The 26,614-nt window shown below is 63.0% G+C and carries 23 protein-coding genes; 12 read left to right on the top strand and 11 right to left on the bottom strand.

Annotated features, from left to right (window positions below; translation table 11 throughout):
* Positions 1-8: 8 nt before the first annotated feature.
* Entirely contained in the window at positions 9-899 is an 891-nt protein-coding gene (locus AK81_RS23970) for a LysR family transcriptional regulator ArgP (RefSeq protein ID WP_016498086.1), read from the bottom strand.
* 99 nt (positions 900-998) lie between these two features.
* Between AK81_RS23970 and AK81_RS23975 the strand changes: the two genes are divergently transcribed.
* From AK81_RS23975 to AK81_RS24015, 9 genes are all read left to right on the top strand, one after another.
* The gene (locus AK81_RS23975; protein WP_043203192.1) at positions 999-1,598 is read left to right on the top strand and encodes a LysE/ArgO family amino acid transporter; all 600 of its coding nucleotides are present in this window, start codon (positions 999-1,001) and stop codon (positions 1,596-1,598) included.
* Positions 1,599-1,836: 238 nt separating this feature from the next.
* A complete protein-coding gene (locus AK81_RS23980; protein ID WP_043203194.1) occupies positions 1,837-2,433 on the top strand; it encodes a superoxide dismutase in 597 nt (198 codons plus the stop codon).
* 329 nt (positions 2,434-2,762) lie between these two features.
* Positions 2,763-4,817: a putative bifunctional diguanylate cyclase/phosphodiesterase gene (locus AK81_RS23985; protein WP_043203196.1), complete on the top strand. Its 2,055-nt coding sequence runs from the start codon at positions 2,763-2,765 to the stop codon at positions 4,815-4,817.
* A gap of 157 nt (positions 4,818-4,974) precedes the next feature.
* Complete coding sequence (locus tag AK81_RS23990; RefSeq protein ID WP_043203199.1) at positions 4,975-6,309, top strand: imelysin family protein; 1,335 nt, start codon at positions 4,975-4,977, stop codon at positions 6,307-6,309.
* Positions 6,310-6,631: 322 nt separating this feature from the next.
* Positions 6,632-8,059 carry a di-heme oxidoredictase family protein gene (locus tag AK81_RS23995; protein ID WP_043203202.1) on the top strand — a complete coding sequence of 476 codons (1,428 nt, stop codon included), beginning with the start codon at positions 6,632-6,634 and terminating at the stop codon, positions 8,057-8,059.
* Positions 8,060-8,078: 19 nt separating this feature from the next.
* The gene (locus AK81_RS24000) at positions 8,079-9,143 is read left to right on the top strand and encodes an imelysin family protein (RefSeq protein ID WP_043203204.1); all 1,065 of its coding nucleotides are present in this window, start codon (positions 8,079-8,081) and stop codon (positions 9,141-9,143) included.
* Positions 9,144-9,145: 2 nt separating this feature from the next.
* Entirely contained in the window at positions 9,146-10,243 is a 1,098-nt protein-coding gene (locus AK81_RS24005; RefSeq protein ID WP_043203207.1) for a DUF1513 domain-containing protein, read from the top strand.
* Between the two features lie 235 nt (positions 10,244-10,478).
* A complete protein-coding gene (locus AK81_RS24010; protein WP_043203209.1) occupies positions 10,479-11,627 on the top strand; it encodes an efflux RND transporter periplasmic adaptor subunit in 1,149 nt (382 codons plus the stop codon).
* Between the two features lie 12 nt (positions 11,628-11,639).
* The gene (locus AK81_RS24015; RefSeq protein WP_043203210.1) at positions 11,640-14,684 is read left to right on the top strand and encodes a multidrug efflux RND transporter permease subunit; all 3,045 of its coding nucleotides are present in this window, start codon (positions 11,640-11,642) and stop codon (positions 14,682-14,684) included.
* Between the two features lie 169 nt (positions 14,685-14,853).
* Here AK81_RS24015 and AK81_RS24020 read toward each other — a convergent pair whose 3' ends face one another.
* The 5 genes from AK81_RS24020 to colR all read right to left on the bottom strand — a co-directional run bounded on the left by AK81_RS24020 (position 14,854) and on the right by colR (position 18,564).
* On the bottom strand, positions 14,854-15,087 hold the full coding sequence (locus AK81_RS24020) for a hypothetical protein (protein WP_016498076.1): 234 nt from the start codon (positions 15,085-15,087) through the stop codon (positions 14,854-14,856).
* Positions 15,087-15,785 (bottom strand): lipopolysaccharide kinase InaA family protein, encoded by a 699-nt coding sequence (locus AK81_RS24025; protein ID WP_043203212.1) that lies wholly within the window; start codon positions 15,783-15,785, stop codon positions 15,087-15,089. Before AK81_RS24025 ends, AK81_RS24020 begins: the two co-directional genes overlap by 1 nt.
* A 6-nt stretch (positions 15,786-15,791) precedes the next feature.
* Positions 15,792-16,472 carry a class I SAM-dependent methyltransferase gene (locus tag AK81_RS24030; protein WP_043203213.1) on the bottom strand — a complete coding sequence of 227 codons (681 nt, stop codon included), beginning with the start codon at positions 16,470-16,472 and terminating at the stop codon, positions 15,792-15,794.
* Between the two features lie 108 nt (positions 16,473-16,580).
* Positions 16,581-17,891 (bottom strand): sensor histidine kinase, encoded by a 1,311-nt coding sequence (locus tag AK81_RS24035; protein WP_043203215.1) that lies wholly within the window; start codon positions 17,889-17,891, stop codon positions 16,581-16,583.
* A complete protein-coding gene (gene colR / locus AK81_RS24040) occupies positions 17,881-18,564 on the bottom strand; it encodes a two-component system response regulator ColR (protein ID WP_003255215.1) in 684 nt (227 codons plus the stop codon). The genes AK81_RS24035 and colR overlap by 11 nt, the downstream gene beginning before the upstream one ends.
* A gap of 183 nt (positions 18,565-18,747) precedes the next feature.
* Between colR and AK81_RS24045 the strand changes: the two genes are divergently transcribed.
* Positions 18,748-19,476: a phosphatase PAP2 family protein gene (locus tag AK81_RS24045; protein ID WP_043203216.1), complete on the top strand. Its 729-nt coding sequence runs from the start codon at positions 18,748-18,750 to the stop codon at positions 19,474-19,476.
* Between the two features lie 203 nt (positions 19,477-19,679).
* Here the strand turns inward: AK81_RS24045 and groL are convergent, their stop codons facing one another.
* The 5 genes from groL to AK81_RS24070 form a co-directional block, all read right to left on the bottom strand.
* The gene (gene groL, locus AK81_RS24050) at positions 19,680-21,323 is read right to left on the bottom strand and encodes a chaperonin GroEL (RefSeq protein ID WP_043203217.1); all 1,644 of its coding nucleotides are present in this window, start codon (positions 21,321-21,323) and stop codon (positions 19,680-19,682) included.
* 48 nt (positions 21,324-21,371) lie between these two features.
* Positions 21,372-21,665, bottom strand: coding sequence for a co-chaperone GroES (locus tag AK81_RS24055; RefSeq protein ID WP_003260750.1), 294 nt, complete (start codon positions 21,663-21,665; stop codon positions 21,372-21,374).
* Between the two features lie 242 nt (positions 21,666-21,907).
* Entirely contained in the window at positions 21,908-22,369 is a 462-nt protein-coding gene (locus tag AK81_RS24060) for an FxsA family protein (RefSeq protein WP_043203218.1), read from the bottom strand.
* A 65-nt stretch (positions 22,370-22,434) separates the two neighbouring features.
* Positions 22,435-23,166 (bottom strand): HugZ family protein, encoded by a 732-nt coding sequence (locus AK81_RS24065; protein WP_043203219.1) that lies wholly within the window; start codon positions 23,164-23,166, stop codon positions 22,435-22,437.
* 175 nt (positions 23,167-23,341) lie between these two features.
* On the bottom strand, positions 23,342-24,352 hold the full coding sequence (locus AK81_RS24070; protein WP_043203220.1) for a DUF481 domain-containing protein: 1,011 nt from the start codon (positions 24,350-24,352) through the stop codon (positions 23,342-23,344).
* A gap of 158 nt (positions 24,353-24,510) precedes the next feature.
* Here AK81_RS24070 and AK81_RS24075 point away from each other — a divergent pair, with 158 nt between their 5' ends.
* The gene (locus AK81_RS24075) at positions 24,511-24,858 is read left to right on the top strand and encodes an MGMT family protein (protein WP_043203221.1); all 348 of its coding nucleotides are present in this window, start codon (positions 24,511-24,513) and stop codon (positions 24,856-24,858) included.
* A gap of 43 nt (positions 24,859-24,901) precedes the next feature.
* Complete coding sequence (locus AK81_RS24080; RefSeq protein ID WP_043203222.1) at positions 24,902-26,449, top strand: AmpG family muropeptide MFS transporter; 1,548 nt, start codon at positions 24,902-24,904, stop codon at positions 26,447-26,449.
* Positions 26,450-26,614: the final 165 nt, after the last annotated feature.

Below are 26,614 nucleotides of genomic sequence, written 5' to 3' on the forward strand. Positions count from 1 at the left end.
AGCCGTGGCTACAAGGGCACCAGCCATTGCTGTGCGGTGTGCCGCAGGTGGTCGGTCAGTTGCGCGAGCAATTGCCCGCCATTGCGCCAATGATGCCAGTACAGCGGCACATCGATGGGGGTATCGCTGCAGATTTCCACCAACTGCCCGCTGGCCAGTTGCTCGCGAGCCTGCAATTCAGGCACCAGCCCCCAGCCCAGCCCGGCCTCGGTCATGCGCAGGAAGCCTTCGGACGACGGGCACAGGTGGTGCAGGAAACCGTCCTCGATACCCAGTGATGCCAGGTAGCGATGCTGCAGGAAATCATCCGGGCCGTACACGATCGCCGGGGTGCGGGCCAGGCGGCTGGCGACAAAACCCTGGGGGAAATGCCGCGCCATGAAGCCGGGGCTGGCCAACGCCCGGTAGCGCATGGCCCCCAGTAGCAGGCTGCGTGCCCCGGCTACGGGCCGTTCACTGCCACACAGGCAGGCCGCCACTTCGCCGGCGCGCATGCGTTTCAGGCCCACTTCCTGGTCTTCAACCACCAGGTCGGTGAGCACGTTCTGCTGCGCACAGAAGTTGCCCACTGCACCGGCCCACCAGGTGGCCAGGCTATCGGCGTTCAGGGCGATGCGCAGGCGCTCCGGCATGCCCTCTTCGTCCAGCGCCGGCACCTGGCGCTGCAAGTCACGTTCAAGCAGGCGCACCTGCTGCACATGGTTGAGCAACTGGCGGCCGACTTCGGTCGGGCTGGGCGGTGTGGCACGCACCAGCACCGGTTGCCCGACCCGCGCTTCGAGCAGTTTGATGCGCTGGGAGATGGCCGACTGCGACAGGCCCAGCACTTGCGCGGCGCGCTCGAAACCGCCCTGTTCGATCACCGCCGCCAGGGCGGCGAGCAACTTGTAGTCGAACATCGATTTTCCTAATGCCTGATCAGCTTTATTTGTTTTTCTTATACAGCCCCTGCAACCACAATGGCCAGCATCTTTAGTTTCCTTTATGGAGAGCACGCCATGTGGCAAAGCTATCTCAACGGCATGCTGGTGGCCTTCGGCCTGATCATGGCCATCGGCACCCAGAATGCCTTCGTCCTCGCCCAGAGCCTGCGCCGCGAGCATCACCTGCCGGTAGCGGCGCTGTGCATTGTCTGTGACGCTCTGCTGGTGGCTGCCGGGGTATTCGGCCTGGCCACGGTGCTGGCGCAAAACCCGACCTTGCTGGCCGTTGCGCGCTGGGGCGGCGCGTTGTTCCTGATCTGGTACGGCGCCAAAGCCCTGCGCAGTGCCTTTTCCAAACAAAGCCTGCAGCACCAGGAAGGCAAAGGCATGCGCTCGCGCCGTGCCGTACTGCTCAGTGCCCTGGCGGTAACGCTGCTGAACCCGCATGTTTACCTCGATACAGTGCTGCTGATCGGCTCGCTGGGCGCCCAGCAGACCGAGCCTGGCGCCTATGTGGCCGGGGCGGCCAGTGCCTCGCTGCTGTGGTTCTCGACCCTGGCGATTGGTGCGGCCTGGCTGGCACCGTGGCTGGCCCGGCCGGCGACCTGGCGCATGCTCGACCTGATGGTGGCGGTGATGATGTTCGCGGTGGCGGCGCAGTTGATCTTCAACTGACCTCTGGCCTGCATGGCCCGGCACACATCGGTTGGCCTGGAAACGACCACCACTGGTCGCTACCCGCCAACCGCGGCGGAACCTCTATTCCCTATGTTTGTTGCGTGGTTATGCGCCGGGGCTGGTGCTATGATCGACCTCTTGCGTCGCAAAGAGTACAAACTCGCCGACGCTCATAGGGCCGCCCGTGATCGGCCCTGCGCAAACCGCGAACTAGACCTGAATCAGGAGATCCACCATGGCTTTTGAATTGCCGCCGCTGCCGTACGCCCACGATGCCCTGCAGCCGCACATCTCCAAGGAAACCCTGGAGTATCACCACGACAAGCACCACAACACCTACGTCGTGAACCTGAACAACCTGGTCCCAGGCACCGAATTCGAAGGCAAGACCCTGGAAGAGATCGTCAAGACCTCTTCGGGTGGCATCTTCAACAACGCCGCTCAGGTCTGGAACCACTCCTTCTACTGGAACTGCCTGGCGCCTAACGCCGGTGGTCAACCGACCGGTGCCCTGGCTGACGCCATCAACGCCGCTTTCGGTTCCTTCGACAAGTTCAAGGAAGAGTTCACCAAGACTTCGGTTGGCACCTTCGGTTCCGGCTGGGGCTGGCTGGTGAAGAAAGCTGACGGTTCCCTGGCCCTGGCCAGCACCATCGGCGCCGGCTGCCCGCTGACCAGCGGCGACACCCCGCTGCTGACCTGCGACGTCTGGGAACACGCCTACTACATCGACTACCGCAACGTGCGTCCGAAGTACGTCGAGGCGTTCTGGAACCTGGTGAACTGGGCCTTCGTTGCCGAACAGTTCGAAGGTAATACCTTCAAGGCCTGAGTCCTTCAGCCCTGAACGTAAAGACCCGGCCATGTGCCGGGTTTTTTATGCCTGTGCCGGCCTCTTCGCGGGCATGCCCGCTCCCACAGATACGGCGCTGCGGGTGAATTTGATGCTATCCCTGTGGCAGCGGACGTGCCCGCGAAAAGGGCGGCACGGTTTTGCTTGCTCAGCCCGCATACCGCGCTAACATCAAACCTCTGGAAGATTGACACAGCGCACTCAAGTTGCGGGGTCAGGCAACCGATACACTGCTCATGATCGGCCGGTAGTGTATCGTCATCGTTGATGGCAAAATGATGCCATGCGCATGGATTAAGGAAACCCCATTGAAGCTGGAATTGCGGAACAGCTTGTCGGTCAAGTTGCTCAGGGTCGTGCTGCTGTCGGCGTTGGCGGTTGGCGTCGTACTCAGCTGTGCGCAAATTGTCTACGACACTTACAAGACCCGCCAGGCCGTGAACAACGATGCCCAGCGCATCCTTGATATGTTCCGCGACCCCTCCACCCAGGCGGTGTACAGCCTCGACCGCGAAATGGGCATGCAGGTGATGGAAGGCCTGTTCCAGGACGAATCGGTCCGCATGGCCTCCATCGGCCACCCCAACGAAACCATGCTGGCAGAAAAGTCCCGCCCGCTGCAGGACATGTCCATGCGCTGGCTGACCGACCCGATCCTCGGCCAGGAACGCACCTACACCACGCAACTGGTCGGCCGCGGCCCCTACAGCGAATACTACGGCGACCTGAGCATTACCCTGGACACCTCGTCCTACGGCGAAGACTTCCTGATCAACGCGGTGATCATCTTCATTTCCGGCGTACTGCGGGCCTTGGCCATGGGCCTGGTGCTGTACCTGGTCTACCACTGGCTGCTGACCAAACCGCTGTCCAAGATCATCGAGCACCTCACCCAGATCAACCCCGACCGCCCCAGCCAGCACCAGATACCGCTGCTCAAGGGCCACGAGAAGAACGAACTGGGCCTCTGGGTCAACACCGCCAACCAGCTGCTGGCATCGATCGAGCGCAACACCCACCTGCGCCATGAAGCCGAAAACAGCCTGCAGCGCATGGCCCAGTACGATTTCCTCACCGGCCTGCCCAACCGCCAGCAACTGCAGCAGCAGCTGGACAAGATTCTCGTCGATGGCGGCCGCCTGCAACACCGTGTGGCGGTGTTGTGCGTGGGCCTGGACGACTTCAAAGGCATCAACGAGCAGTTCAGCTACCAGGTCGGTGACCAGCTGCTGCTGGCCCTGGCCGACCGCCTGCGGGCCCACAGCGGCCGCCTGGGCGCCTTGGCGCGGCTGGGCGGTGACCAGTTTGCCCTGGTGCAGGCCAATATCGAGCAGCCCTACGAGGCGGCCGAACTGGCGCAAAGCATTCTCGACGACCTGGAAGTGCCATTCGACCTCGACCACCACCAGCAAATCCGCCTGCGCGCCACCATCGGCATCACCCTGTTCCCCGAAGACGGCGACAGCACCGAAAAGCTGCTGCAGAAAGCCGAACAGACCATGACCCTGGCCAAGGCCCGTTCGCGCAACCGCTACCAGTTCTATATCGCCAGCGTCGACAGCGAGATGCGCCGCCGCCGCGAGCTGGAAAAGGACCTGCGCGAAGCCCTGCCGCGCAACCAGTTGTACCTGGTGTACCAACCACAGATCAGCTACCGCGACCACCGCGTGGTCGGCGTCGAGGCGCTGCTGCGCTGGCAGCACCCCGAACTGGGCATGGTGCCGCCGGACCAGTTCATTCCGCTGGCCGAACAGAACGGCAGCATCATCAGCATCGGCGAATGGGTACTGGACCAGGCCTGCCGGCAACTGCGCGAATGGCACGACCAGGGCTTCAGCGAGCTGCGCATGGCGGTCAACCTGTCCACCGTGCAGCTGCACCACAGTGAACTGCCGCGGGTGGTCAACAACCTGCTGCAGGCCTACCGCCTGCCGCCACGCAGCCTGGAGCTGGAAGTGACCGAGACCGGCCTGATGGAAGACATCAGCACGGCCGCCCAGCACCTGCTGAGCCTGCGCCGCTCCGGGGCGCTGATTGCCATCGACGACTTCGGCACCGGCTATTCATCGCTCAGCTACCTGAAGTCGCTGCCGCTGGACAAGATCAAGATCGACAAGAGCTTTGTCCAGGACCTGCTCGACGACGATGACGACGCCACCATCGTTCGCGCCATCATCCAGCTGGGCAAGAGCCTGGGCATGCAGGTGATCGCCGAAGGCGTGGAAACTGCCGAACAGGAAACCTACATCATTGCCCAGGGCTGCCACGAGGGCCAGGGCTACCACTACAGCAAGCCGCTGTCAGCCCGTGAGCTGACCAATTTCCTCAAGCAGGCTCAGCGTAACCAGGTTTCGATGTTCTGAGCCGGCCTGCCTGGTTACAGGCTGTGACCTGCATTTACATGAATTGCGCGCCCGCCCCTTTACAGCAAATGCAAATCTTTCGCATGATGTTGCGGTTTCGCGTGCCCCGGCGCACGGTCCACCCTTGGTCCAACCACACGACGCAGGAAAACCAACAATGATTCGAATGCCTCTGGCCTCCGCCAGTCTGCTGGCCATTGCCATCGCTCTCGCCGGTTGCGGTGAAAAGGACGACAAAGCCGCCGCGCCGCAAGCCCAGGCACCTGCTGCCGCCAGCACCACCGCTGCTGCGCCAGGGGCTGTCGACGAAGCCGCCGGCAAAGCCGTGGTCAAGCACTACGCCGAAATGGTCTACGCCGTGTACGGCGACTCGCTGAGCACCGCCAAGGCCCTGCAAACCGCAATCGACGCGTTCCTGGCCAAGCCCAACGACGAAACCCTGAAGGCCGCCAAGGAAGCCTGGGTCGCCTCGCGCGTACCGTACCTGCAGACCGAGGCCTTCCGCTTCGGCAACACCATCATCGACGACTGGGAAGGCCAGGTGAACGCCTGGCCGCTGGACGAAGGCCTGATCGACTACGTCGACAAGAGCTACGAGCACGCCTTGGGCAACCCGGCCGCCGGCGCCAACATCATCGCCAACACCGAGATCCAGGTGGGCGAAGAGAAGGTCGACGTCAAGGACATCACCCCCGAGAAACTGGCCAGCCTGAACGAACTGGGCGGTTCTGAAGCCAACGTCGCCACCGGCTACCACGCCATCGAGTTTCTGCTCTGGGGCCAGGACCTGAACGGCACCGGCCCGGGCGCTGGTAACCGCCCTGCGTCGGACTACCTGGAAGGCCAGGGCGCCACGGGCGGCCACAACGATCGCCGCCGTGCCTACCTGAAAGCGGTCACCGACCTGCTGGTCAAGGACCTCGAAGAGATGGTCGGCAACTGGGCGCCGAACGTCGCCGACAACTACCGTGCCACGCTGGAAGCGGAGCCTGTCAACGACGGCCTGCGCAAGATGCTGTTCGGCATGGGCAGCCTGTCGCTGGGCGAACTGGCTGGCGAGCGCATGAAGGTTTCGCTGGAAGCCAACTCGCCGGAAGACGAGCAGGACTGCTTCAGCGACAACACCCACTACTCGCACTTCTACGACGCCAAAGGCATCCGCAACGTCTACCTGGGCGAGTACACCCGCCCGGACGGCACCAAGGTGACCGGCCCGAGCCTGTCGTCGCTGGTAGCCAAGGCTGACCCTGCCACCGACGCCACCCTCAAGGCCGACCTGGAAGCCACCGAAGCCAAGATCCAGGTGATCGTCGACCACGCCCTCAAAGGCGAGCACTACGACCAGCTGATCGCCGCCGACAACGCCGCCGGCAACCAGGTCGTGCGTGACGCCATCGCCGCCCTGGTCAAGCAGACCGGTGCAATCGAGCAGGCTGCAGGCAAGCTGGGTATTGCCAACCTGAACCCGGATACCGCAGATCACGAATTCTGATCCTGCTGTAGCGGTTCTCAAAAAGGCGGCCTTCGGGTCGCCTTTTTCGTTCTGCCAACACGCTGTCTGTTTGTGGGAGCGGCCTTGTGTCGCGAAAGGGCCGCAGAGCGGCCCCAGCGTTGTTTGCATCAATGCTCAGATCGTGGGGCCGCTTTGCGGCCCTTTCGCGACACAAGGCCGCTCCCACAAACAGGCCGCGTCAGCGCTGTCGGCATGGCTAGCTGACATTGATTTCATCCAGCAATTGCAAATTGCTCTTATTCAAACACCCCCACTTTGCTAAGCTTGCACGCCGGTTTTTCGCTCACGCCCAGGATCCTTGATGTCCTCGTCGCTGTTCCGACTATCTCCCCTGCTGCTGACCTTTGCCCTCACCGCCTGTGACGACGCCCCGCGTTTCACCCAGGCCGAGCCCGGCGAAGCGTTGTCGGGTGGCAAGGCGACCGTGCAGCGCAGCGACCGCAATGCCTATTCCCTGCCCTCGGCCAACCTGTCGCCCGAGCGGCGCCTGGACTTCGCCGTGGGCAACAGCTTCTTCCGCAACCCCTGGGTGATCGCCCCGTCCACCACCACCGCACGTGATGGCCTGGGCCCGCTGTTCAACACCAACGCCTGCCAGAACTGCCATGTGCGCGATGGCCGTGGCCACCCGCCAGAGCCGGACGACAGCAACGCGGTGGGCATGCTGGTACGCCTGTCGATCCCCGACCAGCCCTACCTGGCCAAGGTAATCGAGCGCCTCGGCGTGGTGCCGGAGCCGGTATACGGCACCCAGTTGCAGGACATGGCCATCCCTGGCGTGACGCCGGAGGGCAAGGTGCGGGTGAGCTACACCCAGGAAACCATGACGTTCAAGGACGGCCACCAAATCGAGCTGCGCAAGCCAGCCCTGCAGATTACCCAGCTCGGCTATGGCGTGATGCACCCCGACACCCGTTTTTCGGCGCGGGTGGCACCGCCGATGATCGGCCTGGGCCTGCTCGAAGCCATCCCCGAAGCCGACCTGCTGGCCAATGAAGACCCGGACGACCACAACCGCGACGGCATCCGCGGGCGGGCCAACCGGGTGTGGGACGACGCCCAGGGCAAGACCGTAGTCGGCCGCTTCGGCTGGAAGGCCGGGCAGCCCAACGTCAACCAGCAGAATGTGCACGCCTTTGCCGGCGACATGGGCCTGACCAGTACCCTGCAACCCAACGACGATTGCACCCCGGCCCAGGCCGACTGCCTGGCCGCGCCCAACGGCGACGGCGCCGATGGCGAGAAGGAAGTCAGCGACAATATCCTGCGCCTGGTCACCTTCTACACCCGCAACCTGGCCGTACCGGCCCGCCGCGATGTGGGCGCGCCGCAGGTGTTGGCGGGCAAGAACCTGTTCTACCAGGCCGGCTGCCAGGGCTGCCACACCCCGCAGTTCACCACCGCCGCCGATGCCGCCGAGCCGGAGCTGGCCAACCAGGTCATCCGCCCCTACAGCGACCTGCTGCTGCATGACATGGGCCCGGGCCTGGCCGACGAGCGCACCGAATTCGCCGCCAACGGCCAGGACTGGCGTACCCCGCCACTGTGGGGCGTGGGCCTGAACGAAACGGTCAGCGGTCACAGCCAGTTCCTGCACGACGGCCGCGCCCGCAACCTGCTTGAAGCCGTGCTCTGGCATGGTGGCGAAGCCGAGGCGGCACGCAACTTCGTACTCACTTTCAATGCCGAGCAGCGCACCGCGTTGCTGGCGTTCCTGAACTCACTTTAAACGCGCAAAGGAGCCGGGCATGTTCCGACCCAAACTGTTGTTCACCAGCCTCGCCGCACTCGCCCTCGGTGCCTGCTCGCCGCAGGACCCGCAAGCAGTGACCTCCGCTGCCATCGCCAAGCAGGTCATCCTGCCCACCTACAGCCGCTGGGTCGAAGCCGACCGCACACTGGCCGCCAGCGCCCTGGCCTACTGCGAAGGCAAGCAAGACCTGGACAAGGCCCGCGCCGACTTCCTCAACGCGCAAAAGGCCTGGGCCGAGCTGCAACCGCTGCTGGTCGGCCCGCTGGCCGAAGGCAACCGCGCCTGGCAGGTACAGTTCTGGCCCGACAAGAAAAACCTGGTCGGCCGCCAGGTCGAACAGCTGGTCAACGGCGACAAGCCGGTCGATGCCGCAACCCTGGGCAAGGCCAGCGTGGTGGTACGTGGCCTGTCGGCCTACGAGTACATCCTGTTCGACAGCAAGCCGGACATCGCCACTGCCGAGCAGAAGGCACGCTATTGCCCGCTGCTGGTGGCCATCGGTGAACACCAGAAGGCCCTGGCCGAAGAAATCCTCAAGGGCTGGAACAGCACCGACGGCATGCTTTCGCAGATGACCAAGTTCCCCAACCAGCGCTACGCCGATTCCCACGAGGCCATCGCCGACCTGCTGCGCGCCCAGGTGACAGCACTGGACACCCTGAAGAAGAAGCTCGGTGCGCCGATGGGCCGCCAGAGCAAGGGTATCCCACAGCCGCTGCAGGCCGAAGCCTGGCGCAGCCACAACTCGCTGAACAGCCTGCAGGCCAGCCTCAAGGCCGCCGAAGCGGTCTGGGTCGGGGTCGACAACCAGGGCCTGCGCGGCCTCCTGCCCAGCGATCAGAAAGCGCTGGCGGACAAGATCGACGCCGCCTACGCTACCTCGCTCAAACTGCTGGCCGGCAACCAGAAGACCCTGGGCGAGCTGCTGGCCGACGACGCTGGCCAGCAAACCCTCAACCAGATCTACGACAGCCTCAACGTCGTCCACCGCCTGCATGAAGGCGAGCTGGCCAAGGCGTTGAACATCCAGCTGGGCTTCAATGCCAACGACGGTGACTGATCATGCTGCGACGCCAGGCACTCAAACTCGGTAGCGTATTGCTCAGCGCCCTCACCCTGGGCGGCTGGAGCCTGTTGCGCAACAAAGGCAGCGAACCCTTGCTGCTCTCGGCGCGTGACGACGGCGACGGCAAGCACTATGCCGTCGGTTTCCGCCTGGACGGCACCCAGGTGTTCAGCACCCAGGTCGCCCAGCGTTGCCATGCCATCATCCACCACCCCGAGCAGCCGATCGCCCTGTTCGTCGCCCGTCGCCCAGGTACCGAAAGCTACCTGGTCGACTTGCGCGACGGGCGCCTGCTGCAAACGGTAGCCTCGCAGCCGAACCGGCACTTCTACGGCCACGCCGTGGTGCACAAAGGCGGCGAATGGCTGTATGCCACCGAGAACGACACCACCGACCCGGGCCGGGGCGTGCTTGGCGTGTACCGCTTCGAGGGTGAGCGCCTGGTGCACACCGGCGAAATCCCGACCCACGGCATCGGCCCGCACGAAGTGGCCTGGCTACCGGACGGCGAGACGCTGATCGTGGCCAACGGCGGCATTCGCACCGAAGCCGAAAGCCGGGTGGAGATGAACCTCGACGCCATGCAGCCCAGCCTGGTGCTGATGCAACGCGACGGCACCCTGCTGAGCAAGGAAACCCTGGCCCAGCAGATGAACAGCGTGCGCCACCTGGCGGTGGGCAGCGATGGCACCATCGCCGCCTGCCAGCAGTTCATGGGCGATGCCGATGAAACGGCCGAACTGCTGGCGATCAAGCGCCCGGGCGAGCCGTTCAAGGCCTTCCCGGTACCAGAGCGGCAGTTGCAGGCCATGGCCCAGTACACCGCCAGCGTCGCCATCCACAGCGAACTGCGGCTGGTGGCACTGACCGCGCCACGGGCCAACCGCCTGTTTGTCTGGGACCTGGACAGCGGCGCGGTGCGGCTGGATGCGCCGATGCCTGATTGCGCGGGGGTTGGCGCGGTGAAAGACGGCTTTGTCGTCACCTCCGGGCAGGGCCGTTGCCGGTTCTACGATTGCCGCAAGGCCAAACTGGTCGGGCAACCGATGAACCTGCCGTCCGGCTTCTGGGACAACCACCTGCATCTCGTCTGATTGATCCACTGCCTTCACCGGCCCTATCGCCGGCAAGCCAGCTCCCACAGGTAAACCGCAGGTCCTGAAGCCTGTGGTAGACCTGTGGGAGCTGGCTTGCCGGCGATAGGGCCGGTGTAGACAATTCACTCCCCTTCAATCAAAAAACAGTCAATACTTCCCCCATCCACACGTGGGCAGGATCGCCCGTTGTCGTGTCCAGGCTAATAACAACCGTATCCAAGGAACCGGACCTATGCTGCGCCGCCGCATGCTGATCATGTTGGCCGTGGTTCTGCTGATCGTGCTGGCCCTGGGGGGCTACAAGGCTTTCTCGATCTACCAGCAGATCCAGATGTTCACTGCCCCCAAGCCGCCCATCACTGTAGCGGCAGCCTTGGCCGAACAGCGCCAGTGGCAGGAGCGCCTGCCCGCCGTCGGCAGCCTCAAGGCATTGCAGGGCGTGGAACTGAGCCTTGAGGTGGAAGGTATCGTCAAAGCCCTGCACTTCGACTCGGGCCAGCAGGTCAAGGCCGGGCAACTGCTGCTGCAACTCAACGACGACCAGGAAACTGCCCTGCTCGGCACCGCCCAGGCAGACCTGGGCCTGGCCAAGGTCGATTTTGGCCGTGGCAGCCAACTGGTCGGCGACTCGGCCATCTCCCGAGGCGAGTTCGATCGCCTTAGCTCCCAGTACCGCCGAAACCAGGCGGTGGTCGAGCAGCTCAAGGCGCAGAAGATCAAGAAGAGCATCAACGCCCCGTTCAGCGGCACCATCGGCATCCGCCAGGTAGACATCGGCCAGTACCTGGCCGCCGGCACGATGATCGCCACCCTGCAGGACACGTCCAGCCTGTACGTAGACTTCAACGTACCGGAGCAGGCCCTGCCGAAGTTGAGCCTGGGCCAGCAGGTGCTGTTGCAGGTGGCCGCCTACCCGGGCCAGACCTTCCCCGCCAGCCTCAGCGCCATCAACCCCAAGGTTGAGGAAACCACGCGCAACCTGCTGGTGCGTGCCACCCTGGCCAACCCCGACGGCAAGCTGCTGCCAGGCATGTTTGCCAGCCTGCTGATCCTGTTGCCCAACCCTCAACCGCAAGTGGTGGTGCCGGAAAGCGCCATTACCTACACCCTGTATGGCAACTCGGTGTACATCGCCGCGCCGAAGAAGGACAAGGACGGCAAGCCGGAAACCGACGACAACGGCCAACCCCAGCTGGTCGCCGAACAACGCACCGTGCAAACCGGCGAGCGCCGCGACGGCGTGGTGGTGGTCAGCAAGGGCCTGCAAGCCGGCGAACAGGTGGTCACCGCCGGGCAACTGAAACTCACCCCCGGCGCCGCGATCCGCATCGGCCAGGACAACGCCCTCAAGCCCGAACAGGGCGCGGCGGGCAAGGACTGACAGGAGGCTGGCATGGCGTTTACCGACCCGTTCATCCGTCGCCCGGTGCTGGCCAGCGTGGTCAGCCTGCTGATCCTGCTGCTGGGCTTCCAGGCCTGGAACAAGCTGCAGATCCGCCAGTACCCACAAATGGAGAACGCCCTGATCACGGTAACCACCGCTTACCCCGGGGCCAACGCCGAGACCATCCAGGGCTACATTACCCAGCCGCTGCAGCAAAGCCTGGCCAGCGCCGAAGGCATCGACTACATGACCTCGGTGAGCCGGCAGAACTTCTCGATCATCTCCATCTACGCGCGCATCGGTGCCGACAGCGACAGGCTGTTTACCGAGCTGCTGGCCAAGGCCAACGAAGTGCGCAACAAACTCCCTCAGGACTCCGAAGACCCGGTGCTGAGCAAGGAGGCCGCCGATGCCTCGGCGCTGATGTACGTCAGCTTCTACAGCAAGGAAATGAGCAACCCGCAGATTACCGACTACCTGTCACGGGTCATCCAGCCCAAGCTGGCCACGCTGCCTGGCATGGCCGAGGCGGAGATTCTCGGCAACCAGGTGTTTGCCATGCGTATCTGGATCGACCCGGTGAAGCTGGCCGGCTTCGGCCTGTCGGCCACCGACGTGACCAATGCCGTACGCCGCTACAACTTCCTCTCTGCTGCCGGTGAGGTAAAAGGCGAATACGTGGTCACCAGTATCAACGCCAGTACCGAGCTGAAGTCGGCCGAAGCGTTCGCCGCCTTGCCGGTCAAGACCAGCGGTGACAGCCGCGTGCTGCTGGGCGATGTGGCGCGGGTGGAGATGGGCGCAGAAAACTACGACACGGTCAGTTCGTTCGACGGCACGCCGTCGGTGTATATCGGTATAAAGGCCACCCCGGCCTCCAACCCGCTGGAAGTGATCAAGGAAGTGCGGCGCATCATGCCCGAGCTGGAAAGCCAGCTGCCCTCGGCGCTGAAGGTGTCGATCGCCTACGACGCCACGCTGTTCATCCAGGCCTCCATCGACGAAGTGATCAAGACCCTCGGTGAAGCGGTGCTGATCGTCATCGTTGTGGTGTTCCTGTTCCTTGGCGCCCTGCGCTCGGTGCTGATCCCGGTGGTGACCATTCCGCTGTCGATGATCGGCGTGCTGTTTTTCATGCAGATGATGGGCTACTCGCTCAACCTGCTGACCCTGCTGGCCATGGTGTTGGCCATCGGCCTGGTGGTGGACGATGCCATTGTCGTGGTGGAAAACATCCACCGGCACATGGAAGAAGGCAAGTCGCCGTTCGACGCGGCCCTTGAGGGCGCCCGTGAAATTGCCATGCCGGTGGTGTCGATGACCATCACCCTGGCCGCCGTGTATGCACCCATCGGCTTCCTCACCGGGCTCACAGGGGCCTTGTTCAAGGAGTTCGCCCTGACCCTGGCCGGGGCAGTGGTCATCTCCGGCATTGTCGCCCTCACCCTTTCACCGATGATGTGCGCCCTGCTGCTGCGCCAGGAGCAGAACCCCAGCGGCCTGGCCCATCGCCTGGACCAGCTGTTCGAACGCCTGAAGGTGCGCTACCAGCGTCTGCTGCACGCCACCCTGAATAGCCGGCCGGTGGTGCTGGTGTTTGCCGTGATCATCCTGTGTCTGATTCCGGTACTGCTCACGTTCACCCAGAACGAACTGGCGCCCAACGAGGACCAAGGGGTGATCTTCATGATGAGCAGTTCGCCGCAGCCGGCCAACCTCGACTACCTCAACGCCTACACCGACCAGTTCACGCCGCTGTTCAAGGCCTTCCCCGAATACTACTCATCCTTCCAGATCAACGGTTTCAATGGCGTGCAGACGGGTATCGGCGGCTTCCTGCTCAAACCGTGGAACGAGCGCGAGCGCACACAGATGGAGCTGTTGCCACTGGTGCAGGCCAAGCTGGAGGAAATCAGCGGCCTGCAGATCTTCGGCTTCAACCTGCCCTCACTGCCCGGCACCGGTGAGGGCCTGCCGTTCCAGTTCGTGATCAATACCGCAGGTGACTACCCGGCACTGCTGGAAGTAGCCCAGCGCATAAAGACGCGCGCCCAGGCGTCGGGCAAGTTCGCCTTCCTCGACATCGACCTGGCCTTCGACAAGCCCGAAGTGGTGGTCGATATCGACCGGGCCAAGGCGGCGCAGATGGGCGTGTCGATGGACACTTTGGGCGGCACGCTGGCAACCTTGCTGGGCGAGGCGGAAATCAACCGGTTCACGCTGGATGGACGCAGCTACAAGGTGATTGCCCAGGTCGAGCGGCCGTACCGCGACAACCCCGGCTGGCTGAACAACTACTACGTGAAGAACGACCAGGGCCAACTGCTGCCGCTGTCGACCCTGATCACCCTCACCGACCGCGCCCGCCCGCGCCAGCTCAACCAGTTCCAGCAGTTGAATTCGGCGATCATCCAGGGCGTGCCCATGGTCAGCCTGGGCGAAGCGCTGAAGACTGTGCAGGACATCGCCCGCGAAGAGGCCCCGGAAGGGTTTGCCTTCGACTACGCCGGCGTGGCCCGCCAGTACGTTCAGGAAGGCAGCGCGCTGTGGGTCACCTTCGGCCTGGCACTGGCGATCATCTTCCTGGTGCTGGCAGCGCAGTTCGAAAGCTTCCGCGACCCGCTGGTGATCCTGGTGACGGTGCCTTTGTCGATCTGCGGGGCGCTGCTACCGCTGTTCCTGGGCATATCGAGCATGAACATCTACACACAGGTCGGGCTGGTGACCTTGATCGGGCTGATCAGCAAGCACGGTATCCTCATCGTCGAGTTCGCCAACCAGCTGCGTGAGGAACGCGGCCTGAGCGTGCGCGAGGCGATCGAGGAAGCGGCGGCCATTCGCCTGCGGCCGGTGCTGATGACAACGGCGGCGATGGTGTTCGGCATGGTGCCGCTGATTCTGGCGACCGGCGCCGGGGCGGTCAGCCGTTTTGACATCGGTACGGTGATTGCCACCGGGATGTCGATTGGCACGCTGTTCACCCTGTTTGTGCTGCCTTGTATCTACACCTTGTTGGCGCACAAGACCAAAGCCAAGGAACCTGCCATAGCCTGATCCGGCCTCTTCGCGGGTTTGCCCGCACCCACAGGTAGGGCACCGCCTCTGAAACGGGTGCAATGCCTGTGGGAGCGGGCAAGCCCGCGAAGAGGCCGGTGAGGCAGACACAAAAATGCCAGAGGCCCCGCGATTGCGGGGCCTCTGGCATTTCTAGCTCACACCGGGTTCAACCAAATGGCCGCAACCCTTGACGCAGGCCGAACAGGAACAGCAAAAGGTCCTGGTCCGGCGCGACCTGTGCCTGCTGCTGGGGTTTCGCTTCCCGCGGCAACGCGCACTGGTCGGCCATCTCAGCCTTGCTGAACACAGTCGGCCTCGGCTCTTCCCAGGCAGCCACCGCCACGGTGGTCACGGCCAGGCCAGCTACCAGGAACAAAGCTCGAGCTATTTCTAGTTTCATTACCCTAACCCTTTGACAGCGCTGCCAAACGCCATCTTGTAAAAGTAGAGCAGCGTCTGCCATTCCGCGTCATTGATCGACGAATGGCGGCGCAGCTGACGCAGGTCGTTACCTGCTGCACGCTGGCAACTGATGCGCCGCCGGCACTTTTCCAGGTCCAGCAGCGCCACTTCGACGCGCGCTTGCTCGCCTTCGCCAATCACCTTGATGAATACGTGCTTGCCATACAGGCAGCCGTGCTGCCAGTGCCCCAGGTGCATGCGCGCAAGGTTGTCCGCCAGGTCCTTGAGCATGCGCTCATGCACTACCTGCGGGTAACGCTCACGGGCACCTTCGGCATGCCAGTTGTCGAGTTCGATGAAGCCGTCCAGTGCTTCGCTCACCAGCAGCGCTCGCCATTGGTGGTCGGCATCGCGTTCGGCACCACAGAAGACGATGCGTGGGACACGCACCCCCAGTTGCTCGAAGCTGTTCAGCGCATCGAGTTCACGCAACACGGTCGGCCGGCCGAAAGGGTGCAGCAGGCTGCGGTAGATATGCCCGACCTGACGCTTGGCATACAGCAGCTTGCCATTGGCATCGTTGAGACGTTGCACACCACTCTCGCCACCGCGGCGCTGGTTAGGTTCCTCGACCCACTCGCCCTGCTGGCGCCAGTAAAAATCGAAGCGCGACTCCCCTTTCTGGGCTACAGCCATCAAACACTACCCCTTACGCAATACGTAAACCCGCCACATGGCATAGAACGGCAGGAAGTCGAGGCGTTCCTGGATTCTGAAGCCTGCAGCCCTGAATTCTTCTTCGACCGTTTCGGCCGGTAACACAAAACGGTTCTGGTAATTGTCCTGCTCGGCTTTGGCACTGCGGCGGTGTTCCAGTTTTTTCCGGCGCCAGGCCTTGAAATTGCCATCCACCCACAGTGAAAGAATCACACTATCACGGCTAACTCGCTGAAATTCCGAAAGAATTGTCTTTCTGTGGCTCGATTCGCCAATGTGGTGGAACAGGCGCATACAGAAAATGCTGTCCACCGAGTTGTCCGGCAGATCAATGGCAAACGCAGAAGTCTGCAAAGGGCGTACCCGCGCCACCACTTCTGGCGGTTGCGCGGCGCAAGCTGTCTCGATCATCGCTTCGGAGTTATCGGCACCGATGATTACCCGGTTGTGCTTTTCTGCCAGCAGCGGCCAGAAGCGGCCCGCACCGCACGGCAGGTCCAGTACCAGGCCAGGCTCGCCGGCCAATGCCAAGGCGCGACGCGCCAGTTGCTCATCTCGCTTGTGGGACAGGCGTCGCGCCAGGCCGTCCTGGTGCTTGAGAAAGTACTCACGCGCATGGTCTTTGTCGTACTTCTCGGAAAATTCAAGCTTGATGGGGCTACGCATTGGGCATCTCCTGACTCCAGTGCCGCTCACCTTAGGTAAGCAAGCGTTGGAATCAGGTCATGCCAATGTGAAAAAAATGTTGCGCGCCAATTGACCTGTTACAAACCATTACTCGGTCATCGCGTCCAGGTCGCCTTTGCCCGAGGTATTGCTCAGGTCTACCCGGAAGCGGCAACCATGCGGCAAGGTGGATGTCAGGGTAACGCGCCAGCCCTGGTCATCACAGATCCGCTGCACCAGCGAAAGCCCCAGCCCCAGGCCCTCGCCGCGCCGCTCGTCGCCGCGTACGAACGGCTTGAACATCGCTTCGCGCTGCTCTTCAGGGATGCCCACGCCGCTGTCCTCCACACTGAAGCCATTGGCTTCCAGGCTCAGGCGGATGTAACCGCCGTCGGTGTAGTGCGCAGCATTGCGCAGCAGGTTGCCCATCACAGACTGCAGGAACGTGGCGTTGTACAGCACCGGGCTCGCACTGATGCGGCCATCGAAGTACAGGGTCAGGCCCTTTTGCTCGATGGTGTCGCGCCACACGCCGATCAGCTCATCAGCCACTTCGCGAAGGGTCGCCTGCGAAGCCACCGCGCCCTCGTCACGCTGCGCCCGCGCCAGCATCAGGAAGGTCTTGACCAGCTCGCGCATCTCTTCCGTGGCCCGCGCCACGCGCTCCACCTGGCTGCGCGCACGGGTGTCGAGGTTGGGGTTTTCCATCAGCAGTTCGCAGGAGGTTGCCAGCACCATCAACGGCGTACGCAACTCATGGCTGACGTCACTGGTGAACAGCCGTTCGCGGGTCAGCGCGTCGCGCAGCCGGCCCAGGGTGTCATCGAAGGCCACGGCCAGCTGGCCGACTTCGTCTGCGGCATAGTCCGGTGCCAGCGGCGGGGCCAGGCCCAGCAGTTGGTCGCGGTGGCGCACCTGGCGGGCCAGGCGGATCACCGGCGCCATCACCCGGCGCGCCACCAGCCAGCCGAGGATGACGGCCAGCACCAGGCTGAGCACGAAGCCCACCACCACCACCGCGAACAACACGCGCTCGCGTTCTTCGAAGTCGCTCTGGTCCTGCAGCAGCACATAACGGCGGCCATCGACGATCTCGACCATGGCGTGGTACGACAGCTGGTCGCGAAACACCTCGTGGAAGCCCCGGTCGAGGTGGCGCAGGTCCTTGGGCAGCTCGAAGTCGTCACGCCCGCCGCTGAAATAGAACAGCTGATCGGGGCGGGGCCGGTGGCTCCAGTCACCGACGCTGTCCATGCGCAGCAGGCGCTGCAGGTCACCGCCCAATACCGAGGAAATCAACCGCTCTTCGACCAGGTGCACAGTGGCAACGATGCCGAAGGCGAAAGCCCCGGCCACCAGCGCGCTCATCAAGGCAAAGGCGATGATGATGCGCTGGGCAAGGCTTTGCTTAAACTCCATCGCGGCCCTCGGCGAGGCGATAGCCGACGCCATGGACGGTGTGCAGCAACGGTTTTTCAAACGGTTTGTCGATCACTTGGCGCAGCTGGTGCACATGGCTGCGCAGGCTGTCGCTGTCGGGGCAATCGTCGCCCCACAAGGCCTCTTCCAGCACCTCGCGGCGCAGTACGTGCGGGCTTTTCTGCATCAGCACTGCCAGCAGCTTGAGGCCGACCGGGTTGAGCTTGAGCAGGCGGCCCTGGCGGGTAACCTCCAGGGTGTCGAGGTCGTAGCTGAGGTCGGCCACCTGCAGCGTACGGCGCCCGCCGCCCTGGGCGCGGCGCAGCACCGCTTCGATGCGCGCCGCCAGCTCCGACAGGGCGAACGGCTTGAGCAGGTAGTCGTCGGCCCCGGAGCGAAAGCCTTGCAGGCGGTCGTCCAGCTGGTCGCGGGCGGTGAGCATGATCACCGGTGTGTCGCGGCGGGCGTCTTCACGCAGGCGCTTGCACAGGGTGTAGCCATCGATGCCGGGCAGCATGATGTCCAGCACGATCAGGTCGTAGTGTTCGGTGGCAGCCAGGTGCAGGCCGGACAAGCCATCCTGGGCGCAGTCGACGGTGTAGCCCTTCATGCCCAGGTAATCGGCCAGGTTGGCCAGGATATCGCGGTTGTCTTCAACCAAAAGAATGCGCATCGGTTTCTCCTGTGCGGCGCTTCTCGCTGTGGTGCGCGGCAGGCGCAGCTTAAGGCCTATGCCTGCACGGTGCCAGCCCCCGGAAAAATTCACCGCACTTGACGGTTTTTTCACTGATCCTTCACGGACACAGGATAGCGGGCAGCCGACAATGCCCGATCTTTTTCGTGCCTTGGAGCCGTCATGCAGCAACGAACCCGCCCTCGCCCGATCAACTACTGGCTGTACCTGGGAATACCCTTGGCGACGGCGCTGGCCTTGATCCTGCTGGAGCTGACGTCGGTCGACATGGATGTAGCCAACCTGTTCTTCGACCCCGCTGCCGGGCAGTTCATTGGACGCCACAGCTACCTGCTGGAAAACATCCTGCACGACCGGGTCAAGCAGGTGGTGATCTTGCTGGGTGTGTTGTCGCTGCTGACGTTTGCCGCCAGTTTCTTCTGGAAGCGCCTGTTCGGCTGGCGCCGCGAGCTGGGCTGCCTGGTGCTGGCACTGGGGCTGTCCACGGCGTTTGTCACGCCGCTGAAAAAGGTCACCCAGGTGCAGTGCCCGTGGAGCCTGACCCAGTTTGGCGGCACGGAAACCTACAGCAAGCTGCTGGAGCCACGGCCAGCTACCGACAAAGCCGGGCTGTGCTGGCCGGGCGGGCACGCAGCGACCGGGTTCTGCCTGTTCGGCCTGTTCTTCATGCTGCGTGATCGCAAGCCACGGTTGGCGCGGGTGGCGCTGGTGGTAGCGTTTGTTGCAGGGTCGGTGCTGTCGGTGGGCAGGATGATGCAGGGGGCGCACTTCCTGTCGCACAACGTGTGGACGGCGGTGTTCTGCTGGTTGATCGGGCTGGGGTCGTATTACCTGGTTCTGTATCGCCGAGGACAGGCTGAGGTGCCGGTCGCCGAACGCAGCGTCGCCTGAAAGAGGGGCCGCTTTGCGGCCATTTCGCGACACAAGGCCGCTCCTACAGGGGGCGCGCCAGTTGCTGGTTACGCGAACTCCTGTAGGAGCGGCCTTGTGTCGCGATGGGCTGCACAGCAGCCCCACTGGCCCTCACAGGAAAACAAAAAAACCCCGGTTCTCGCGAACCGGGGCTTTTTGATGGTGCAGGGGGTAAGGCTGGCTTACATCATGCCGCCCATGCCACCCATGCCGCCCATGTCTGGCATGCCGCCGCCAGCTGGTGCATCGCTCGGGGCGTCAGCAATCATGGCTTCGGTGGTGATCATCAGACCGCCAATCGAAGCTGCAGCTTGCAGGGCCGAACGGGTGACCTTGGCTGGGTCCAGGATGCCCATCTCGATCATGTCGCCGTATTCGCCGGTAGCAGCGTTGTAACCGAAGTTACCCGAACCTTGTTTGACCTTGTCAGCGACAACGCTTGGCTCGTCGCCGGCGTTGGCAGTGATCTGGCGCAGCGGTGCTTCAACAGCGCGACGCAGCAGGGCGATACCGACGTTCTGGTCTTCGTTGTCGCCTTTCAGGTCAACGATCGCGTTCAGGGCGCGAACCAGGGCAACACCACCGCCAGGCACCACGCCTTCTTCAACGGCTGCACGGGTAGCGTGCAGGGCGTCTTCAACGCGGGCTTTCTTCTCTTTCATTTCAACTTCGGTGCCAGCACCGACCTTGATCACGGCAACACCGCCAGCCAGTTTGGCCAGACGCTCTTGCAGCTTCTCACGGTCATAGTCCGAAGTGGTGTCTTCGATCTGGGCACGGATCTGCTTGACGCGTGCCTGGATGTCATCTTCAACACCAGCGCCGTCGATGATGGTGGTGTTTTCCTTGGACAGGATGACGCGCTTGGCGTTACCCAGGTGCTCCAGGGTAGCGGTTTCCAGGGACAGGCCGATTTCTTCGGAGATGACCTGGCCGCCGGTCAGGACAGCGATGTCCTGCAGCATGGCTTTGCGGCGGTCGCCGAAGCCTGGAGCCTTGACCGCTGCAACCTTGACGATGCCGCGCATGTTGTTGACTACCAGGGTAGCCAGCGCTTCACCTTCAACGTCTTCGGCAACGATCAGCAGTGGGCGGCCGGCCTTGGCAACGGCTTCCAGAACTGGCAGCAGCTCACGGATGTTGGAGATCTTCTTGTCGACCAGCAGCAGCAGCGGGCCTTCCAGCTCGGCAACCATGGTGTCCGGCTTGTTGACGAAGTACGGCGACAGGTAGCCACGGTCGAACTGCATGCCTTCTACAACGGACAGTTCGTTATCCAGGCCCGAGCCTTCTTCAACGGTGATCACGCCTTCTTTACCGACTTTTTCCATGGCTTCGGCAATGATGTTGCCGATGGAGTCGTCAGAGTTGGCGGAGATGGTGCCTACCTGGGCGATGGCCTTGGAGTCGGCGCATGGCTTGGACAGGTTCTTCAGCTCGGCAACAACGGCCGAGGTAGCCTTGTCGATGCCGCGCTTCAGGTCCATCGGGTTCATGCCGGCAGCGACGGCTTTCAGGCCTTCGTTGACGATGGCCTGAGCCAGAACGGTAGCGGTGGTGGTGCCGTCACCGGCAGCGTCGTTAGCCTTGGAAGCAACTTCCTTGACCAGCTGGGCGCCCATGTTTTCGAAGGCGTCTTTCAGCTCGATTTCTTTGGCGACGGAAACGCCGTCCTTGGTGATGGTTGGCGCGCCGAAGCTCTTGGCCAGTACCACGTTACGGCCTTTCGGGCCCAGGGTCGCTTTTACCGCGTCAGCCAGAACGTTGACACCAACCAGCATTTTCTTACGAGCGGAATCGCCGAACTTTACGTCTTTAGCAGCCATGATCGTTTAATCCTTGGAATTCTTTGGAGTAACGGGAAGTCGGGGAAATCAGCCTTCGATTACGGCGAGGATTTCGTTCTCGGCCATGACCAGCAGGTCTTCGCCATCGACTTTCACGGTGTTGCTGCCCGAGTAAGGGCCGAATACCACTTTGTCACCCACTTTCACGGCCAGCGCGCGAACTTCGCCGTTGTCCAGGATGCGACCGGTGCCGACGGCAACAACTTCGCCGCGGTTTGGTTTTTCAGCGGCCGAACCCGGCAGGACGATACCGCCAGCGGTTTTCGATTCTTCTTCGCTGCGGCGGATAACGACGCGGTCATGCAGAGGACGAAGCTTCATTGTCGATCTCTCCCAAATTGTGGTTTTCATCGGCCGGTATCGACACCGGCGGGTTGATGCTGTCCGGCGTTGCCGGGAGGTGGCCCGCAATGGGCGAACCACCTGTGTCATGTCTGGCGTTTCCACCAGAAACCTTGCGGTGACCACATACATGAGGCCGCCATATTCAATTACAAGGCTTGATATACAAAATTTTTGATCCGGCTGAAAAGATCGGGGCCGCTTGCGCGGCCCCGGAGGTTTTACTTGTCGCGGCGCTCATACTCGCCTTCGATCACGTTTGGACGGTGGCCACTGTCACGCGGCTGCGCCTGGAACGGGTCATCCTGAAACGCACGCTGGCGCATGGCCTGGGCCTCGGCACGCTCGCGCATCTTGCGCGCGGCCAGGCGACGGGTGAACGGCAGCAGGCACAGCAGGCCCAGCACGTCGCTGATAAAGCCTGGCAGCAGCAGCAGGCCGCCACCGACGGCCAGCATCATGCCCTGGAACATGTCCTCGGCAGGCAACTCGCCGCGCTGCAGGCTTTCACGGGCGCGCAGTGCGGTGGCCAGGCCGGCCACCCGCATCACCAGCACACCCAGGGCGGAGCCAGCGATGATCAGCAGCAGTGCCGGGAAGAAACCGATTGCCGCGCTGACCTTGACGAAGACGAAAAGCTCCAGCACAGGAAAAATCAGAAACAGCAGTAGAAAAGCACGCATCAAGGGTTCCTCGACGGAAGATAACCTTCCAATAAGACCTCAAATGGATGCCGACGCTCCGGATTTCAACCCTCGACTTGCGTCGCAACCGGCCATTGGTCGGCCCGAGCCAGCAAAACCAAGGCTTCCCGGACTTGTGTCGGCGTGTTGCAAGTAGCAGGAAAAGGCAACCAGTGCACGGCCTGACCGATGCGCAAATGCATGCCTTCGCTGTCCACCCCAGCCATCTGCGCCGGTGCATGCCGTGGCAGGTCGGTCAGTTCGACGTAGTGAGCAATGGCGTTGGCGTGATCGCTGTTCATGTGTTCGACCATGCTCGCCTCGGCCTTGCCGGCGAACGGGTTGGCCAAGGTCACCTGGTCGAGCCAGTGGATCGCACCAAAGCCACCAATGTAGCGGTGACGCACGGGCTGCAGCACCCAGAAGTCGAAGTCGTGGGCCTTGTGGTAGTTGGCGGCTTCCGGGAAATACCGGTAGTAGCGCTCGGCAGCCGCTTCGACAACAGCCTCGTCGACCAGCTTGTGCGCTTCGGCCATCACAGTCAGGCGCCCTACGGCCTGCACATCTTCGGCCTCACGCTCACCCACCAGCAGCGAGCACTTGGGGTCTTTTTGCAGGTTGTGGGTGTGCTGGGCGATGCGGCTGATGAGGATCAGCGGATTACCGTGAGCATCGAGGCAATACGGCACGACCGAGCCGAACGGGTAGCCGGGCATCGACTTGGAATGGGTCGAGAGCACGCCGCGGTATTCCTTGAGCAGCAGTTCCCGGGCTGGGCGGATGGCGTTGGTACTCACTGAGAGCGCTCCTGGCGGCAGACTGGATGGGAGACAAGATAAGCATTATCAGTTCCAGTGCCAATGGGGCTGCTTTGCAGCCCATCGCGCTACAGGCCCAACACAATCCCCTGTGGGAGCGGCCTTGCCGGGGCGCCGGACCGGTCGGAAAGGGCCGCAAAGCGGCCCCAACCATCTACCAGGTAACGCCGAACCCTGCGGTATAGCGCGTCTTGTCCAGGTCACTTTCACGCGTGCCGGTGATGATGTCCTTCTCCGCCTTGAGGTTGAGCGAGGCCCACTCGGTGACCTTGTAGCGCAGGCCAACCTCGGCATCCAGCGAGTAGTCGGCCACGCCCCCCAGCGGCTTGGCGAACTCGCCGTTGGTGAACAGCTGCACGTTCTTGCCGATCAGGTAGCGGGTGTAGTCCCACTTGACCGCTGCGGAATAGAAGTTGTCCTTGCCACCGTCCTGGTATTCGAAGTCGGTGCGGTTGATCAGCGAACCCAGCGAGAACGCCCCCAGTTCATCGTCCCAGAACTGGTAACCCGGGCCGGTACCAACGGTGCGCTGGCGGGCCAGGTCTTCGATGCGGTCACGCTTGTATTCCGCACGCCCCTGCCAGAACCACTTCTCGGTGATGAAGCGGTCCAGGGCGTACTCGGCGCTCCAGTTGTCGGTGGTGGTGACGTCGTCCTTGGTCTCGCGGTTGTATTCGCCTTCGGCATTGTGCCGCCAGCGGCCATGGCGGGCGGTGGTCTTGAAGCCGACGTCGTAATCGTCGGTGTCGTTCTCGGCGCGCTTGTAGTCCAGCGCCACATCGACGTTGCCTTTCCACACGAAGTCTTCGACCAGCGGCCTGGGCTTCATGATCTGCTCGATGCTGGCCAGTTCCACAGTCTTCGGCGCCTCGCCGTTGGCCAAGGTTACCTTGCCAGGCTCGGCAGCTTTCAGCGACTTGGCTTTTTCACCGCTGTAGGCGTCTTGCTTGACCAGCATCTCCTGGTCGCTTTCCAGGGTCTGGACCTCTTTCCAGTCCAGCGCGATGGACCCACCGTAGGGGGTTTCCAGCAGCAGCTTGCCGCCGTCGAAGACTTTGATCTTGCCACTGAGCCGGTCACCGTTCTTCATCCACACGGTATCGGCCAACACCGGGGAGGCACACAACGAGGCAGCTAGCAGGCACAACAAGGATCTAGAATACATAGGCGGACTACGGGTTCGATTTGACGAAAAGGCCGGGCATTATCCAGATACCGACGACCAGAGCAAGGAAAGACCGGGCACATGGCGTTGAGTTCAACTCTCATTTGCCGGACCACCGGTCCAGTTTCATCTACAGCCCAAGGGGGGCGTGATGTCTGATGGATATTGAGCACGCCCTGGACAGCGCCGAGGGCCGACGAACGGTACTGTATTCGGTACTCGGCCAAGTGCCGCCCGGCAAGGTGGTGAGCTACGGCCAGCTGGCCGAGCTGGCGGGGCTTGGCCGCGCGGCACGCTGGGTCGGGCGCACGCTTGGGCAGTTGCCAACAGATACCCGCCTGCCCTGGCACCGGGTGCTTGGCGCAGGTGGCCGGCTGAGCCTGGCATCGGGTACACCGTCGGGGGATGAACAACGGGCGCGTTTACGCGCGGAGGGTGTGAATGTAACCAACAATCGTGTGGATATGACGCGCCATGGCTGGCGCCCAATGGAGCACAGCGGTTAGAGTGCGCGCTTTGTTTTCGCAAACTTGAGGCAGATGTTGGCCCATGCCCCGTAAAACCTGGCGCGCTGCGCTTGCTGCCTATGCCAGCCCGTCAACCTTGGTACTTTTACTGCTTGGTTTCGCCGCCGGCCTGCCCTACATGCTGGTGTTCTCGACCCTGTCCGTGTGGTTGCGCGAAGCCGGCGTTGCCCGCGAGACCATTGGTTACGCCAGCCTGATCGGCCTGGCCTACGCCTTCAAGTGGGTGTGGTCGCCGCTGCTCGACCAATGGCGCCTGCCGCTGCTCGGCGGCCTGGGGCGCCGGCGGTCGTGGTTGCTGCTGTCACAAGCGCTGGTGGTGGTGGGGCTGGTGGGCATGAGCTTGTGCGACCCGCAACAACACCTGTCGTGGTTGATCGCCATGGCGGTGCTGGTAGCGTTCGCCTCTGCCACCCAGGATATCGCCGTCGACGCCTATCGCCTGGAAATCGCCGACGACCAACGCCAGGCGGCGCTCGCCGCCAGCTACATGGCCGGCTACCGGGTGGCTGCGTTGCTCGCCACGGCCGGCGCACTGTTCTTCGCCGAGTGGTTCGGCTCCACCGGTTTCAGCTACCTGCACAAAGCCTGGGCCGGCACCTATGTCATGTTCGGGGTGATGATGCTGCCCGCCCTGTTCACCACGCTGGTCATGCGCGAGCCGCCAGTGCCGATGCGTACCCAGTTGTCAGCAGCGCGCTATGGCCTGGTGCACCAGCTGGCGTCGGTGTTCGTGCTGATCATCCTGCTGGTGTCGGTACCGGCCAGCTTTACCCAGATGTTCAATACCGGCTGGTCCACCGTCATTTCCGGTGATGCCACGCCGCTCGACCTGCTGCTGGAAGACCGCGCCTTCCTGCGCCTGATCCTGTATGTGCTGCTGAGCTGGGCGTGCCTGTCCAGCCTGGGCCGCCGCGGCCTGGCCCCGGTGCTGACCCCGGTCAACGACTTCATCACCCGCTACCGCTGGCAGGCCCTGCTGCTGCTTGGCCTGATCGCTACGTATCGCATGTCGGACACCGTGATGGGCGTGATGGCCAACGTGTTCTACATCGACATGGGCTTCACCAAGGACCAGATCGCCAGTGTCAGCAAGATCTTCGGCCTGATCATGACCTTGGTCGGCGCAGGGATCGGCGGCCTGCTGATCGTGCGCTTCGGCATCATGCCGATCCTGTTCATCGGCGGTGTAGCCTCTGCCGGCACCAACATCCTGTTCCTGATGCTGGCCGACATGGGTCCGAACCTGGAAATGCTGGTAGTGACCATCTCGCTGGACAACTTCAGCTCCGGCATGGCCACCTCGGCCTTCGTTGCCTACCTCTCGAGCCTGACCAACCTGAAGTTCTCGGCGACCCAGTACGCGCTGCTCAGCTCGATCATGCTGCTGTTGCCGCGGCTGATCGGCGGGTATTCAGGGGTTATGGTGGAGAAGTTCGGCTACCACGACTTCTTCCTGATCACCGCGTTGCTGGGCGTGCCTACGCTGATTCTGATCGCCCTGCAGTGGCGTCAGGAGGCTGGGCGGGGTACGCCGGTGGCAGAGGAAAGCTCAGCGGCTGAGCGGCCCTGAGAGGCTTCTATAGCCTGTACCGGCCTCTTCGCAGCACAAGGCTGCTCCTACAGAACCGGTGATGTACCTGTAGGAGCAGCCTTGTGCTGCGAAGAGGCCGGTACAGGCTATAGAAGCCTCTCAGGGCCGCTCAGCCGCTGAGCTTTCCTCTGCCACCGGCGTACC

Source organism: Pseudomonas putida W15Oct28, from assembly GCF_000708715.2.
Lineage (GTDB): Bacteria > Pseudomonadota > Gammaproteobacteria > Pseudomonadales > Pseudomonadaceae > Aquipseudomonas > Aquipseudomonas putida_R.